This window comes from Candidatus Pelagibacter bacterium nBUS_30 (genome assembly GCF_051201245.1).
Lineage (GTDB): Bacteria > Pseudomonadota > Alphaproteobacteria > Pelagibacterales > Pelagibacteraceae > Pelagibacter.
On sequence record NZ_CP172842.1, the window covers coordinates 540,422 to 554,552 of the forward strand.

At 28.3% G+C, this 14,131-nt stretch carries 16 protein-coding genes; 10 read left to right on the plus strand and 6 right to left on the minus strand.

Going from position 1 to position 14,131, the window contains the following annotated elements; translation table 11 throughout:
* Positions 1 to 4: 4 nt before the first annotated feature.
* From secY to ACIJYE_RS02945, 7 genes are read left to right on the plus strand one after another with little or no spacing between them, the layout of a single operon-like run.
* Positions 5 to 1,285, plus strand: a complete 1,281-nt coding sequence (gene secY / locus ACIJYE_RS02915; RefSeq protein ID WP_435091071.1) for a preprotein translocase subunit SecY — start codon at positions 5 to 7, stop codon at positions 1,283 to 1,285.
* On the plus strand, positions 1,286 to 1,927 hold the full coding sequence (locus tag ACIJYE_RS02920; protein WP_435091072.1) for an adenylate kinase: 642 nt from the start codon (positions 1,286 to 1,288) through the stop codon (positions 1,925 to 1,927).
* Between the two features lie 56 nt (positions 1,928 to 1,983).
* Positions 1,984 to 2,367: a 30S ribosomal protein S13 gene (rpsM, locus tag ACIJYE_RS02925; RefSeq protein ID WP_435091074.1), complete on the plus strand. Its 384-nt coding sequence runs from the start codon at positions 1,984 to 1,986 to the stop codon at positions 2,365 to 2,367.
* Between the two features lie 2 nt (positions 2,368 to 2,369).
* Entirely contained in the window at positions 2,370 to 2,819 is a 450-nt protein-coding gene (gene rpsK, locus ACIJYE_RS02930; RefSeq protein WP_435091075.1) for a 30S ribosomal protein S11, read from the plus strand.
* Positions 2,819 to 3,847: a DNA-directed RNA polymerase subunit alpha gene (locus tag ACIJYE_RS02935; protein ID WP_435091076.1), complete on the plus strand. Its 1,029-nt coding sequence runs from the start codon at positions 2,819 to 2,821 to the stop codon at positions 3,845 to 3,847. The genes rpsK and ACIJYE_RS02935 overlap by 1 nt, the downstream gene beginning before the upstream one ends.
* Positions 3,847 to 4,290: a 50S ribosomal protein L17 gene (gene rplQ, locus ACIJYE_RS02940; protein WP_435091077.1), complete on the plus strand. Its 444-nt coding sequence runs from the start codon at positions 3,847 to 3,849 to the stop codon at positions 4,288 to 4,290. Before ACIJYE_RS02935 ends, rplQ begins: the two co-directional genes overlap by 1 nt.
* Positions 4,291 to 4,300: 10 nt before the next feature.
* Positions 4,301 to 5,218 (plus strand): RluA family pseudouridine synthase, encoded by a 918-nt coding sequence (locus tag ACIJYE_RS02945; protein ID WP_435091079.1) that lies wholly within the window; start codon positions 4,301 to 4,303, stop codon positions 5,216 to 5,218.
* Here ACIJYE_RS02945 and lipB read toward each other — a convergent pair.
* The gene (gene lipB, locus ACIJYE_RS02950; RefSeq protein WP_435091080.1) at positions 5,196 to 5,813 is read right to left on the minus strand and encodes a lipoyl(octanoyl) transferase LipB; all 618 of its coding nucleotides are present in this window, start codon (positions 5,811 to 5,813) and stop codon (positions 5,196 to 5,198) included. The two genes, ACIJYE_RS02945 and lipB, sit on opposite strands and share 23 nt — an antisense overlap.
* Before the next feature lie 61 nt (positions 5,814 to 5,874).
* Between lipB and mgtE the strand changes: the two genes are divergently transcribed.
* Positions 5,875 to 7,248 carry a magnesium transporter gene (mgtE, locus tag ACIJYE_RS02955; RefSeq protein ID WP_435091082.1) on the plus strand — a complete coding sequence of 458 codons (1,374 nt, stop codon included), beginning with the start codon at positions 5,875 to 5,877 and terminating at the stop codon, positions 7,246 to 7,248.
* Positions 7,249 to 7,250: 2 nt separating this feature from the next.
* Here the strand turns inward: mgtE and ACIJYE_RS02960 are convergent, their stop codons facing one another.
* The gene (locus tag ACIJYE_RS02960) at positions 7,251 to 8,096 is read right to left on the minus strand and encodes a pantoate--beta-alanine ligase (protein WP_435091083.1); all 846 of its coding nucleotides are present in this window, start codon (positions 8,094 to 8,096) and stop codon (positions 7,251 to 7,253) included.
* 4 nt (positions 8,097 to 8,100) lie between these two features.
* Between ACIJYE_RS02960 and ACIJYE_RS02965 the strand changes: the two genes are divergently transcribed.
* The gene (locus ACIJYE_RS02965; RefSeq protein WP_435091084.1) at positions 8,101 to 8,916 is read left to right on the plus strand and encodes a sugar phosphate nucleotidyltransferase; all 816 of its coding nucleotides are present in this window, start codon (positions 8,101 to 8,103) and stop codon (positions 8,914 to 8,916) included.
* Positions 8,913 to 10,211 carry a UDP-glucose dehydrogenase family protein gene (locus tag ACIJYE_RS02970; protein ID WP_435091085.1) on the plus strand — a complete coding sequence of 433 codons (1,299 nt, stop codon included), beginning with the start codon at positions 8,913 to 8,915 and terminating at the stop codon, positions 10,209 to 10,211. The genes ACIJYE_RS02965 and ACIJYE_RS02970 overlap by 4 nt, the downstream gene beginning before the upstream one ends.
* Before the next feature lie 4 nt (positions 10,212 to 10,215).
* Here ACIJYE_RS02970 and ACIJYE_RS02975 read toward each other — a convergent pair whose 3' ends face one another.
* Genes ACIJYE_RS02975 through plsY form a run of 4 tightly spaced genes read right to left on the minus strand, consistent with a single transcriptional unit; the run spans position 10,216 to position 14,130 of the window.
* A complete protein-coding gene (locus tag ACIJYE_RS02975; RefSeq protein WP_435091086.1) occupies positions 10,216 to 10,677 on the minus strand; it encodes a RidA family protein in 462 nt (153 codons plus the stop codon).
* A 3-nt stretch (positions 10,678 to 10,680) separates the two neighbouring features.
* Positions 10,681 to 10,935 (minus strand): hypothetical protein, encoded by a 255-nt coding sequence (locus ACIJYE_RS02980; RefSeq protein ID WP_435091088.1) that lies wholly within the window; start codon positions 10,933 to 10,935, stop codon positions 10,681 to 10,683.
* A complete protein-coding gene (gene topA / locus ACIJYE_RS02985; protein WP_435091089.1) occupies positions 10,932 to 13,514 on the minus strand; it encodes a type I DNA topoisomerase in 2,583 nt (860 codons plus the stop codon). The genes ACIJYE_RS02980 and topA overlap by 4 nt, the downstream gene beginning before the upstream one ends.
* Positions 13,515 to 13,551: 37 nt before the next feature.
* Positions 13,552 to 14,130: a glycerol-3-phosphate 1-O-acyltransferase PlsY gene (gene plsY, locus ACIJYE_RS02990; RefSeq protein ID WP_435091090.1), complete on the minus strand. Its 579-nt coding sequence runs from the start codon at positions 14,128 to 14,130 to the stop codon at positions 13,552 to 13,554.
* Position 14,131: the final 1 nt, after the last annotated feature.

Sequence of the window (14,131 nt, forward strand, 5' to 3'; positions counted from 1 at the left end):
TTCAATGAGCGCATCGTCATCAACAAACGACTTAAGAAATAGAATACTTTTTACTATATTAATCCTTGCAGTATATAGATTTGGTACTTTTGTTCCTTTGCCAGGAATTGACCCTGAACAACTTAAAATTATGATGGATGGTAACCAAAAAGGTTTGCTTGGAATGTTTAATGTTTTTGCTGGGGGAGCAATCAGCAGAATGGCTATATTTGCACTTGGAATCATGCCCTACATCTCTTCATCTATCATAATTCAGCTTTTAACAGGTGTTTCTGATTATTTTAAAAATTTAAAAGCACAGGGAGAAATTGGTAGAGCTAAAATTACACAAATTACTAGATATGGAACAGTTTTATTAGCTACAGTTCAAGGCTACGGTTTATCAGTGGGCTTAGAATCTTCTGCAGATTTGGTTATTAATCCAGGTACTTTTTTTAAAATAACTACTGTGACAACGATTGTTGCTGGAACAATGTTTTTAATGTGGTTAGGTGAGCAAATAACCCAAAGAGGTATTGGTAATGGTATCTCTTTAATTATTTTTGCTGGTATAGTTGCAGAGATCCCAAGAGCATTAGTAACAACTTTTGAATTAGGTAGAACAGGTGCTGTATCAACTTTTATGATTTTGGGTATATTTGTCTTATTGATTATCACAATTCTGTTTATTGTTTTTATGGAAAGAGCGTTAAGAAAAATATTGATTAATTACCCTAAAAGACAAATGGGCAACAAAATGTATGGTGGAGAGTCTTCACATTTACCATTAAAAATAAACCAAGCAGGTGTGATTCCTGCAATATTTGCCTCTGCTTTATTATTACTACCTGTTACTTTCTCAAATTTTTCGTTTTCAAATAATGAAACATTTTTAAATTTCAGTTCATACTTCACCCAAGGACAACCTCTTTATATGATGTTATATGCATCAGGAATAATATTTTTTACATTTTTTTATACATCTATAACTTTTAACCCTACTGAAACTGCTGATAACTTGAGAAAATATGGTGGTTTTGTACCAGGAATTAGACCAGGTGAAAGTACTGCTTTGTATATAGAAAACATTTTAACAAAATTAACAACAATAGGAGCATTATACTTAACATTAGTTTGTTTAATGCCAGAATTTTTAATTGCAAATTATCCAATTCCTTTTTACTTGGGTGGTACTTCAATTTTGATTGTTGTTGTAGTTGCAATAGATACCGTGACTCAAATTCAAACAAGATTAATGAGCTCACAATATGAGCAACTAATCAAAAAAACAAAATTTGGTAAATAAGTGAATATTATTTTATTTGGGCCTCCTGGCGCAGGTAAAGGGACCCAGTCACAACTTATCGTAAAAAAACATAACTATTTTCAATTATCAACTGGTGATTTATTAAGAAATGAATCAAAAAATAATACCAATCTTGGTAAAGAAATAGAAAGTATCATTTCCAAAGGTAATTTTGTTTCTGATGAAATTGTAAACAAACTTCTTGAACAAACTATTTTAAACTTAAAATTCAGAGATAGAATTATTTTTGATGGATATCCTAGAAGTATCGATCAAGCAAATAATTTAGAGTTAATTTTAAAAAAATTTAATCAAAAAATTGATTTAATTATATCGCTTGTTGTGCCACGTAAAATTATAGAAAAAAGAATTATCGGTAGATTAACTTGTGATAAATGTAATTTAACATTGAATGAGTTTTTTAACAAAGAGGAAATTGATTTACATCCATGTGGTAAAGAATTTTTTGTTAAAAGAAAGGACGATAATCTTGAAACAATTATGTCTAGGTATGACATTTATACAAAAACAACAGAACCCGTCCTTAATTATCTATCAAAAAATCCAAATTTTCAGCAGATAGATGGAACTCTAGAAATTGACGAAATTACAAGGAAAATAGACACTTTTATCAATGTTTAAGGCGTTGACTTTACATAATCTTATTATATAAAAGGCTCAATTTTATCACAAAAACTATGGCTCGTATCGCAGGTATCAACATTCCACAAAATAAACTTGTCCACATAGGCTTAACTTATATCTATGGAATTGGCGACAAATTCTCAAATCAAATTTGTTCTTCTTTGGAAATTCCAAAGGCTAAAAGAATAAATGAGCTTACAGATGATGAAATTTTAAAAATTAGAGAATATATAGATGCTAACTTTAAAGTAGAGGGTGATTTAAGAAGAGACTACTCGCTTACTATTAAAAGATTAATTGACCTTGCTTGTTATAGAGGAACAAGGCATAGAAAAAAATTACCAGTAAGAGGACAAAGAACAAGATGCAACGCCAGAACTAGAAAAGGTAAGGCTATAGCTATTGCTGGAAAAAAATTAACACCAACTAAAAAATAATTATGGCTAAAGCTGATAAAGTTGAAAATAAAGAACAAAAAGTTGAAAAATCTTCTAAGAAGATAAACAAAAGTTCTTACTCTAAAAAGAAAAAAATAAAAAAAAATATACTGAATGGTATTGCTTACGTTCAATCTACATTTAATAATACAATTATCTCTATTGCAGACACTAATGGAAATGTAGTTTCTTGGGCGTCTGCTGGTCAAAAAGGATTTAAAGGTTCTAGAAAATCTACTCCATATGCTGCCCAAGTTGCTGCAGATGCTGCTGCTTCTAAGGCACTAGAATATGGAATGAAAACTTTATCTGTTGAAGTTAAAGGTCCTGGTTCAGGACGTGAAACAGCCTTAAGAGCTCTACAAGCTAGAGGTTTTAAAATTTTATCAATCAAAGATACTACACCCATGCCTCATAATGGAACTAGACCACCAAAAAAAAGGAGAGTTTAATGGAAGTCGAAAATGTTAATGTAAAAAATTGGAAATCATTAATTAAACCATCTAAGCTAGATGTTAAAATTAGTGATGACTTAACACAAGCTAAGATAATAGCAGAACCTCTTGAAAAAGGTTATGGATTAACTTTGGGAAATTCTTTAAGAAGAATTTTATTATCTTCTATAAGAGGCGCAGCAGTTACTTCTATCCAAATTGATGGAGTATTACATGAATTTACATCCATTAAAGGTGTTAGAGAAGATGTAACTGATATAGTTTTAAATGTAAAATCTTTAGCTTTAAAATCTAATTCTGAAGGTACAAAAAAACTTATTTTAGATGCTAAAGGACCAGGTGAAATAAAAGCATCAGATATAACACAAATTGCAGATGTTGAAATTTTAAATCCTGATTTAGTTATCTGTAATCTTGATGAAAATACAAATTTTCATATGGAAATGAATGTGAACACTGGAAAAGGATATGTTCCTGCAGATTTAAATAAACCAGAAGAGCCACCTTTGGGTCTTATAGCTATTGACTCGCTGTATAGCCCGGTAAAAAAAGTTTCTTATTCAATAAGTACAGCTAGAGAAGGTAAGGCGTTGGATTATGATAAGTTAATAATGGATGTTGAAACTAATGGATCAATTTCTGCTGAGGATGCCGTAGCATATTCAGCAAGAATATTTCAAGATCAATTAAAGATGTTTGTTAATTTTGATGAACCAGTGGAAGCTCCAGTTAAAGAAGTATCAACCGAACCTGAATTTAATAAAAATCTTTTAAGAAAAGTTGATGAACTTGAGCTTTCAGTAAGATCCATGAACTGTCTAAAAAATGATAATATCATTTATATTGGTGATTTAGTCCAAAAATCAGAAGGTGAAATGCTCAGAACACCAAATTTTGGAAGAAAATCTTTAAATGAAATAAAAGAAGTTTTAACTGGAATGTCACTATACTTAGGCATGGAAATACCTAACTGGCCACCAGATAACATTGCTGAAATGTCTAAAAAATTAGAGGAAGCCATCTAATGAGACACGGAATGGCAAATAAGAAGCTAAATAGAACTTCCGAACATAGAAAAGCTCTATTGAAGAATATGTTAAATTCTTTAATTAAATATGAGCAAATCAAAACTACTTTGCCAAAAGCTAAATTTCTTAAACCTCAGGCTGACAAAATTATTACACTTGGTAAAAAAGAAACTTTACAAACAACAAAAATGTTAGTGTCTCAGTTACAAGATATCAAATCAGCAAATAAAGTAAAAAAAACTCTGTCAAAAAGATATGAAAAAAGAAACGGTGGTTATACTAGAATTATTAAAGCTGGATTTAGATATGGTGATAATGCGCCAATGGCTATAATTGAATTTGTTGATAGAGATATTGATGCAAGAAGAGTTGATAAAAAGAAAAAAGACACAACTAAAGAAACACCTAAAGCTGAAGAAACGAAACAAGCTACAGCATAAATCTTAAATCATGAAAAAGTCTTACATCGTTGATACAACGTGTAATGATATGCGTATAGATAGATGGATAAGATTAACCTTAGGAAAAATTCCTCAAGGCTTGATAGAAAAATACCTAAGATCAGGTAAAGTTAAGTTAAACAAAAAAAAAATAAAAAGTTCAAAGAAAATAAAAACAAATGATGAGATCAATATATTTAATATAGATTTCAAAGAAGTAATAATTCAAAAAAAAATTAAATTTGAACCATCAAGAGAAGTAATTAAATCAAATGAAGACCAAATTATTGATAACAATGAAAATTTTATAGTTCTTAATAAGAGCTCAGGAATTTCAGTTCAAGGTGGAACTAAATCAAAAAAAAATCTTGTAGATATTTTTGCTAAAAGTGAAATTTTTCAAGGAACAAAACCATATTCAGTTCATAGACTAGATAAGGATACTTCTGGAGTTTTTATTATGGCTAAGACTAGACAATCGGCTCAATTATTAACATCTCTATTTAGGTTGCGCAAAGTACACAAAACTTACCTAGCTATTTGCCATGGTGAACTTGACAAAGATTCTGGTGAATGGAACGATGATCTTATTCGTTATGATGGAGAAAAAAAAATTGTCGAAAAAGCAAAAACTTTATACAAAGTACTTGATAAAAATTCTGAAGCAAGTTTAGTTGAACTAAAACCTATAACAGGACGAAAACATCAGCTTAGAAAACAATTATATGCTTTGGGACAACCAATTTTTGGTGATGTTAAGTATAAATTATCTAATTCATATAAGGGTATTAACAAAAATTTAATGCTTCATTCATATCAAATAAGATTTATAGTCAATGATATTAAGCATACTTACACTGCTTTATTGCCAGATTATTTTAGAAAATTATTAAAAACAAAAAGACTTAGTTTTTTAGATTTAAAATAAATTTTTCAATTAATATATTTTCTAAGTTAGAGTAATCTTGATTATTAATTTTTACCAAATTTGTTATTCCTTTATCTGATATTCCACATGGAATTATTTTTTTATATTGCTCTAAGTTGTTATTAATATTTATAGCAAATCCATGATAGGCAATCCATTTTCTTACTCTGACACCTATAGCAGCTACTTTATTAAATTCATTATTCTCTTTGTGCCAAATTCCAATATTATCTTTGTCTGAAAAAGTTTCTATTTTAAAATATCTTAATGTTTGAATTATTGTTTTTTCTATAGAAGTTATAAATTTTCTTACATCTTTTTTATTTCTTAAATCTACTACAAAATAACAGATTAATTGACCTGGACCATGATAGGTTATTTTTCCTCCACGATTTGTGTTTATAATTTTTATTGATTTATCTAAAATTTCTTTTTCATTATAACTAGTTCCAGCGGTAAAAATTTCGTCATGTTCTAATGTCCATATTAATTCTTTTTCATTATATGTATGTATTTGATGCAATCTTGTCTCCAGAAAATTTATAGCTTCAAAATAATTTACTGGTTTTATTGACTTTTTGATCTCTATATTCATTTATAAATTGTATTATCTTAATTATCTATTAATAGTGCAAATCTAAATTATAGGTAGATTTATGTCTTTAATAAAAAAAATAAAAGATAAAAAAGTAAATTTTGAGTTCAATAAAGAATACATAAAGGTTGTTAATTCAAAAATTGCTGACAATGATGCTCAATTCATAACTAATTCTTTTAAGGAAATGCACCCAGCAGATGCAGCTGATATTATTGAGCATTTAAATCAGACGGACAGAGAAAGTTTAATTAAATTAAATAATTTTAAAATTGACCCGGAGGTTTTTGTTGAACTTAATGAATCTATTCAAACAGAGATTATTACATATCTTTCATCAGACTCAATAGTATCAATTTTAACTAATTTGGAATCTGATGATGCAATCTCAATTTTAGAAAATGTACCCGAAGAAGATAAAAATAACATATTAAGCTCATTACCTCCAAAGGATCGCTTCGCTTTATTAGAAAGCTTAAGTTACCCAGAAGATACTGCTGCTCGACTTATGCAACGTGAATTCACTGCCATTCCTAGTAATTGGTCAGTTGGTCAAACAATTGATTATTTGAGAGAAAATAAAGACCTTCCAGAAGAATTTTTAGAAATATTTATTATTAACGAGGAATTTAAACCTATTGGAACTGTTCCTTCATCAAGAGTATTAACAACCGCAAGAGATACTAAGATGCTTTCCATTATGTCAGAGTCACAACTTTTAATACCTGTCGATATGGATAAAGAAGAAGTCGGTAACTTATTTGAAAATTACAATTTAAATTCAGCTGCTGTTGTTGATAAAAATAATAAACTCGTTGGAATGATTATGAGTGATGATATTTTAACAGTACTAAAAGAAGAGGCAGAGGAAGATGTTTTAAGATTAGCTGGGGTAGGAGATGAAGAAATTACAGATGGAGTAATTACAAAAACAAAAAGAAGATTTAATTGGCTTCTGTTAAATCTATTTACAGCTTTTCTAGCTACTTGGTTCATTAGTTTGTTCGGAGCAACGATTGAACAAATGGTTGTATTGGCATTTTTGATGCCAATTGTTGCATCTATGGGTGGCAATGCTGGAATGCAAACGTTAGCAGTCACTGTTAGAACAATTGCAACTAACGATTTAACAGAAAATAATTTTTCATCAAATGTGATAAAAGAATTTTCAATTGGTGTTTTAAATGGAATTATATTTGCAGCTATAAGTGCTCTTGTTGTGCAAATTTGGTTTCAAGACAATACTCTTTCAATTATAATTTCAATATCAATGGTTTTAACAATGATAATAGCAGGATTATTTGGAATTTTAGTTCCAGTAACATTAAAAAAAATGAATATTGATCCAGCCATTGCTTCTAGTGTATTTGTAACAACAATTACTGATGTAATTGGATTTGTTTCTTTTTTAGGCGTAGGAGCTTATTTTTTATAAAATTAAATATTATCAATTAATCGTATATTTTTTAAGTAATAAGCCACGAATAGCTTTGATCCCCTATATTTTTTTGTAACATTAAGAGTTTTTTCATTTCTTAATTCTAAATATTCAATCTTAACTTTAAATTTTTTTTGCATATTATTCTTTGTTTCTAACAAGAATTTTTTTATATTTTTATGTTTTTTAATTTTTTTTTTTATTAAAAAGAAATTTTTAGATATATTCCTGGCAACCTCTAAATCATCTTTGTTAAATAAGTAATTTCTAGATGATAAAGCAAGTTTTTTTTTATCTCTAATAGTTTTGCATCCAATAATTTTTGTTTTGAATTTTTTTTCAATAAAATTTTTGACTAAAAATAATTGTTGAAAATCTTTCTTACCCATAAAAATTTTTTTAGGTTTAATTAAATTTGTTAATTTATCCATTACATCTAAAACACCTTCAAAATGGCTTTTTCTATATTTGGCACATAAAACTTTATCTTTTGCTGCAATCTTAATATTAGATTTTGCTTTGTTGTTATAAATATCTTTAAATTTAGGTAAATAGACAAAGTCAATTTTTTTAACTCTTTTTAAGACAGACAAGTCTTTTTTAATATTTGTAGGATAAGTTTTAAGATCTTTTTTATTGTTAAATTGTTTAGGATTAACAAAAATACTAACGATTGTTTTTTTACAGATTTTTTGAGATTTTTTGATTAAAGAAATATGTCCTTCGTGAATTCCACCCATAGTAGGAACAAAGCCAATATCATTAAACGGCCTTATTTTTCTTATCAGAGTGTTATTGTTTAATAAAATTTTCATTTGTATTAAAATAATTAATAAGTAAAACATTTAAATGATTAAACAAGCAATTATTCCTTTAGCTGGTCTTGGTACTAGATTGTTGCCCTTAACTAGTGTATTTGCCAAAGAACTTTTACCCATTAACGGTAAGCCAGGTCTTGAATATATAATCGAAGAATGTATCGAAGCTGGCATTACGGAAATAATCTTTATAATTTCTAAAAAAAAGATGATGATCAAAAATTATTTTTATAATGATAAATTTTATAAAAATTTAATTAAGAAAAAAAATGACTCAAGAATTATTACTGAATATAATAAAATTCTCAAATATAAGAAAATGATAAAATTTGTTTATCAAAACGATCCAAAAGGTACAGGTGATGCAGTTTTAAAAACTAAGAAATTAATAAAAGATAAATATTTTTTAATGCTTCTTCCAGATGATTTAATTGTAAAAAAAAACTGTTCTAAATCTATGATTGTTGCACACAATAAATATAAAGCTTCGGTTATGGCCAGTATGACTGTAAGTAAAAAAACAACATCTAGATGGGGAATTTATAAATTAAATAAGAAATTAAACAAAACCGATTTCTTGATAAAAGGTGTTGTTGAAAAACCCTCATCAAAAGAAGCACCTTCAAATAAAGCTGTTATAGGAAGATACATTTTGCCTAAATCAATTTTTAAAAAACTTGAAAAAACTATGCCTAGTAAAGGTGGTGAAATCCATATAACTGATGCTATACAATCGTTAATTAATGATAACGAAAAATTTGTAGCTCATAATTTTTTAGGTAAATATTTAGACTGTGGAACTATGAGTGGTTATATTAACTCATCTAAGGAGATTTCAAAATTATGAAATTATGCATGATAGGAACTGGCTATGTTGGTTTAGTTAGTGGTGTTTGCTTTTCTGATCTTGGCAACGATGTAATTTGTGTAGATAAAGACGAAGAAAAAATAAAAAAACTTAAAAAAGGAATTTTACCAATTTATGAGCCAGGATTAGAAGAATTAGTTTTAAAAAATTATAAAAATAAAAGATTAAATTTTTCAACAGATTTGCAAAATTCTATAAAAAAATCAGACATTATTTTTATATGTGTTGGGACACCCACAAAAAAAAATGCTAATAGTGCTGACCTTAGTCAAATCTATTCAGTAGGCAAAGAAATATCAAAATCTATAAATAAATTTAAAATTATAATAACAAAATCAACAGTTCCAGTTATGACGGGTGATGAACTTGAAAAAATTATCTCAAAAAAAGTAAAAAAGAATAGATTCTCAGTAGTATCAAATCCTGAATTTTTAAGAGAAGGTGAAGCAATTAGAGATTTTATTTATCCTGATAGAGTTGTGATTGGATCAAATGATAAAAAATCTAATTTGATTTTGAAAAATTTGTATACTCCATTAATCTCAAAAGGAGCAAAATATGTTTCTACAAATCGTAGAGCGGCAGAATTAATCAAATACGCATCTAATGCTTTTTTAGCTACTAAAATCACATTTATTAACGAAATTGCAAATTTATGCGAAAAAACTGGAATTGATATTGAAGATATTTCTATAGGTATTGGTTTAGACAAAAGAATTGGAGGTCGTTTTTTAAGAGCTGGCCCCGCATATGGTGGCTCGTGTTTTCCTAAAGATACAAGAGCTATAGTTTCAACTGCTAAAAAATTTAAGATAGACTTATCAGTTGTGCAAAGTGTTATTAAATCTAATAACAAAAGATCAAAATTATTACTAAATAGAGTTAATCACATATTAAACAATAAAATTAAAAATAAAAAAATTTGTTTTTTAGGAGTAACATTTAAAGCAAATACTGATGATATGAGAGACTCATCAAGTTTGGAAATGATACCTTATCTTGATAAAAAGGGTGCCAAAATTAAATATTATGATCCAACAGGTTATAAAAAAGAATTTGATAAATTAAAAAATGTCTTATGCTCAAACTCAATCAATGATGCTGTTAAAGGGTCAGATTTAGTAATTGTGCATACGGAATGGAATGATTTTAAGTCTATTAATTTTAAAAAATTTTCTTCCTCTAAACAATTTAAGATTTATGATATGAGAAATATATTCTCTCCAAATAAAATTAAGTCTCTTGGGTTTGAATATTTTGGAATCGGTAGATAAAGTCTTATTTTAATTCAAATATAGCATCAACTTCAACCGATACACCCAGGGGTAAGCTATTTGTGCTAACAGCAGCTCTAGTATGCATGCCCGCATCACCAAAAATTAAGGCAACTAAATCAGAAGCACCATTAATTACTTTTGGCTGTTCTATAAAATCTTCTGTTGAATTTACAAATCCCGTAAGTTTAATACACGATTTAATTTTAGAGAGGTCTCCTTTGCACGCTTTTTTTACCTGAGCAACAATACTTAGGCCACATCTCTCAGCTGCTTTGTAGGCTTCTTCTGTAGTCAAATCTTTACCAACTTTCCCTTTTATTAAGTCCCCATTTGAATTTATTGAAATTTGTCCTGAAACATAAAGTAAATTTCCAGATATTTTTGTTGCAACATAAGATCCTACTGGAGCTTTTGCATCAGGAAGCTCAATTTTTAATTCTTTAATTCTTTCATTATAACTCATAAATTATTCTTTCTTTTTAAGTTTTTTTTTAATTTTATCACCAACTGTTTTAGCTTCTAGTTTTAAACGTTCAGTTTTATTTGTGGTACTTTTTTTAATGTTTTCTAATTTTTTAACTGTATTTTTTTTAATATTTATTGTGCTACATTTCAAAAATTCTTTTGAAAGTTTTTTTAAACCATCACATTTTTTTTCATCAGCATAAACAAAGTTTGATGAAAATAATATAAGTGTAATAATAAAAAATATTTTTTTCATTTTTTTTTCTTTTTTTTAGATTTTTTATTTTTATCGTATTCTTTTCTTTTCTCAATAAGGATTAATGCCTCTTCCATAGTTAATTCTGTAGGGTCTTTTTCTTCAGGTATTGTAGCATTTAGCGATTTATACTTAATATAAGGTCCATATTGGCCCTTCATTACTCTAACAGGTTTTTTGTCTTCTGGGTGTTCACCCAAATCTTTGATGATAGATGCTGACATTCTACCAGGTTTAGCTTCTGCTATTAATGTAATAGCTCTATTTAAACCTATAGAAAATAATTCCTCAATATTTTCTATTCTTGCAGATTTATTTTCACACTTTAGGTAAGGCCCAAATCTACCTGTATTTAAGGTTATATCTTTTTGGTTTTCTGGATTGATACCCAATGATTTTGGTAATGAGCATAAAAATTGGGCTTTTTCTAAATCTATACTTTGAAGCTCTAAACCTTTAGGTATGGAAACATTTTTTAAAAGCTCATTAACATCTGCTTTTTTCTTTTTTGTTTTCTTTTTTTTTATAACTTTATCTTCCTTAATTTCTTCTAGTTTTTTTTCATATTGTAAGTAAGGGCCAAATCTTCCATTTTTTAAGTAAATATCATTTCCGTTCTCGTGTTTTCCAATAAACTTTGGCTCAGCTAATTGTGATTGTGCTGCTGCTTTTGCTTTTGATAGAGGTCTCGTAAATTTACATTCAGGGTAATTTGAGCAGCCAATAAAAGCACCACCTCTAAAGCTATTTTTTAAACTTAAAGAACCTGAGTCACATAACTGACATTTTCTAACAACCTTTCCATTTGCATCTTTGTCAAATATTAACGTACCAAGACTATCATTTAATAAATCTAAAACTTCTCTAGTTCTTTTTTCCTTAACTTCAGAAACATTATTATTAAAATCCTTCCAAAACATTTCTAAAACTTTTACCCAGCTTTCCTTGCCAGTTGTTATTTCATCTAATTGTTCTTCTAAGTTTGCTGTAAAATTATAATCTACATATTTAGAAAATAATTTTTCTAAAAAAGCAGAAATTAATTTTCCTCTATCTGTTGGAAAAAATCTCTTATTAAGTATTTCTGCATAACCACGGTTAGCAATAGTTGAAATTATGCTAGCATATGTTGAAGGCCTACCTATTCCTAATTCTTCTAATTTTTTAACAAGGCTCGCTTCAGAATATCTTGGAGAGGGTTGTGTGAAATGTTGTTCGTCAATTAGAGCTTCAATATTAATAGGTCCTTTAGACATTTCTGGCAAGATTGCTTCAACATCATCTTTACTCGGGTTTGGAAATACTTTTAAATAACCATCAAATTTTAAAACAGAACCACTTGTTTTGCATATAGTGCTCTCATCTTTTGAAGTTATAGTTATTGTACTTCTATCAAATTTCGCAGTCTCCATTTGTGATGATAGAGCTCTACTCCATATTAAATTATAGAGTTTTTGTTGATCTACACTTAAATATTTCTTAATAGTTTCTGGTGATCTACTAATATCTGTAGGTCTTATAGCTTCATGAGCTTCTTGAGCATTTTTAGCTTTTTTACCGGAATAATTTAGAGAGCTATCTGGAAGGTATTCTTTTCCATATTTATTTTTTATATAATCTCTAAAGTCTGTGATTGTATCAGCTGATAAGTTTGTGCCATCTGTTCTCATATATGTAATTAAACCTATTGTTTCACCATCAATTTCAATTCCTTGATAAAGTCTTTGAGCAATTTGCATTGTTCTTGATGCACCAAAACCTAGTCTGCTTGAAGCTACCTGTTGCAATGTAGAAGTAGTAAATGGGCCCGAGGGATTTCTGTTAACCACTTTTGATGTAATGTCAGTTATATCAAATTTTTTATCTTTGATATTCTCAATTGCTTTATCTATTTCAGCTTTGTTTCTAAATGAAAATTTTTCAACTTTATTTCCATCAAGTTGAGATATGCTTGCACTGATTGAATTTTTTTTATTGTCTTGAAAATTTACTGTTAGTGTCCAAAATTCTTCTGGATTAAAAGACTCAATTTCATGCTCTCTTTCTGTAATAAGTTTTAAAGCTACAGACTGAACTCTACCTGCTGATTTTGATCCTGGTAACTTTGTCCATAAGATAGGTGAAATATTAAAACCAACTAAATAATCCAGAGCTCTTCTTGCCATATAAGCATCTACCAACAATGGTTCTATTTGTCTTGGATTTTCGATTCCGTATGTAACAGCTTTTTTTGTAATTTCATTAAACACAACTCGCTCAACTTCTTTGTCTTTTAAAAGTTTTTTTTCATTCAAGTATTCCTTTACGTGCCATGCAATAGCTTCACCTTCACGATCGGGGTCTGTTGCTAAAATAATTTTAGAAGAATCTTTTGCAGCATCAGTGATCTCTTTTAAATATTTTTTTGAAAAACTATCAACTTCCCACTCCATCTTAAAGTTTTGATCAGGATCTACGGACCCATTTTTAGAAGGCAAATCTCTTATATGACCATAACTTGCTAAAACAGTATAATTATTACCAAGATATTTGTTAATGGTTTTTGCTTTAGCAGGACTTTCAACTATGACTAGATTCATAATTTAACAAACTACCCAAAAGAGTTTGATAGTCAAATTAATAAATTTTAGTCTTACTTTCTTCTTTATTTTTCAGTCGTTTGATATTTTCTCTATGTGTAAAAAAGATCAAAACAAACATTATTACAAAAAAAATAACATTATTGGTTTGTCCTATGAGCAAAAGATATGCTGGTATAGATATAGATCCAACTATTGAGGAAAGTGACGAATATTTTGTAAAAATAAATATTACCATCCAGCTTATTATAAAAATTGTTCCTAATAAAAAGTTTATAGAAAATAAAATACCAACATATGTAGCAACACCCTTGCCACCCTTGAACTTAAGCCAGACTGGAAATACATGACCTAAAAATGCACATAATGAAGCTATAAATATTAATTCTGGAAAATTAATTTTAACATAAATAACTGGGATTATAGCTTTAGATATATCTAATAAGAGCGTTGTATATCCTATTACCTTATTACCAGTTCTTAAAGCATTAGTTGCTCCTATATTACCAGAACCTATATCTCTAATATCTTTTTGTAAAAAAATTTTTGTTAAAATAAAACCAAATGGAATAGATCCCATAAGATATGAAATAATACCTATTGTAAAATGTTCCATA

Excerpts from the sequence above, each read along its gene's own strand:
- secY (WP_435091071.1), top strand. The coding sequence starts at position 5 with ATGAGCGCATCGTCATCAACAAACGACTTAAGAAATAGAATACTTTTT.
- rpsM (WP_435091074.1), top strand. The coding sequence starts at position 1,984 with ATGGCTCGTATCGCAGGTATCAACATTCCACAAAATAAACTTGTCCAC.
- rpsK (WP_435091075.1), top strand. The coding sequence starts at position 2,370 with ATGGCTAAAGCTGATAAAGTTGAAAATAAAGAACAAAAAGTTGAAAAA.
- ACIJYE_RS02935 (WP_435091076.1), top strand. The coding sequence starts at position 2,819 with ATGGAAGTCGAAAATGTTAATGTAAAAAATTGGAAATCATTAATTAAA.
- rplQ (WP_435091077.1), top strand. The coding sequence starts at position 3,847 with ATGAGACACGGAATGGCAAATAAGAAGCTAAATAGAACTTCCGAACAT.
- ACIJYE_RS02945 (WP_435091079.1), top strand. The coding sequence starts at position 4,301 with ATGAAAAAGTCTTACATCGTTGATACAACGTGTAATGATATGCGTATA.
- lipB (WP_435091080.1), bottom strand. The coding sequence starts at position 5,813 with ATGAATATAGAGATCAAAAAGTCAATAAAACCAGTAAATTATTTTGAA.
- mgtE (WP_435091082.1), top strand. The coding sequence starts at position 5,875 with ATGTCTTTAATAAAAAAAATAAAAGATAAAAAAGTAAATTTTGAGTTC.
- ACIJYE_RS02960 (WP_435091083.1), bottom strand. The coding sequence starts at position 8,096 with ATGTTTTACTTATTAATTATTTTAATACAAATGAAAATTTTATTAAAC.
- ACIJYE_RS02965 (WP_435091084.1), top strand. The coding sequence starts at position 8,101 with ATGATTAAACAAGCAATTATTCCTTTAGCTGGTCTTGGTACTAGATTG.
- ACIJYE_RS02970 (WP_435091085.1), top strand. The coding sequence starts at position 8,913 with ATGAAATTATGCATGATAGGAACTGGCTATGTTGGTTTAGTTAGTGGT.
- ACIJYE_RS02975 (WP_435091086.1), bottom strand. The coding sequence starts at position 10,677 with ATGAGTTATAATGAAAGAATTAAAGAATTAAAAATTGAGCTTCCTGAT.
- ACIJYE_RS02980 (WP_435091088.1), bottom strand. The coding sequence starts at position 10,935 with ATGAAAAAAATATTTTTTATTATTACACTTATATTATTTTCATCAAAC.
- topA (WP_435091089.1), bottom strand. The coding sequence starts at position 13,514 with ATGAATCTAGTCATAGTTGAAAGTCCTGCTAAAGCAAAAACCATTAAC.
- plsY (WP_435091090.1), bottom strand. The coding sequence starts at position 14,130 with ATGGAACATTTTACAATAGGTATTATTTCATATCTTATGGGATCTATT.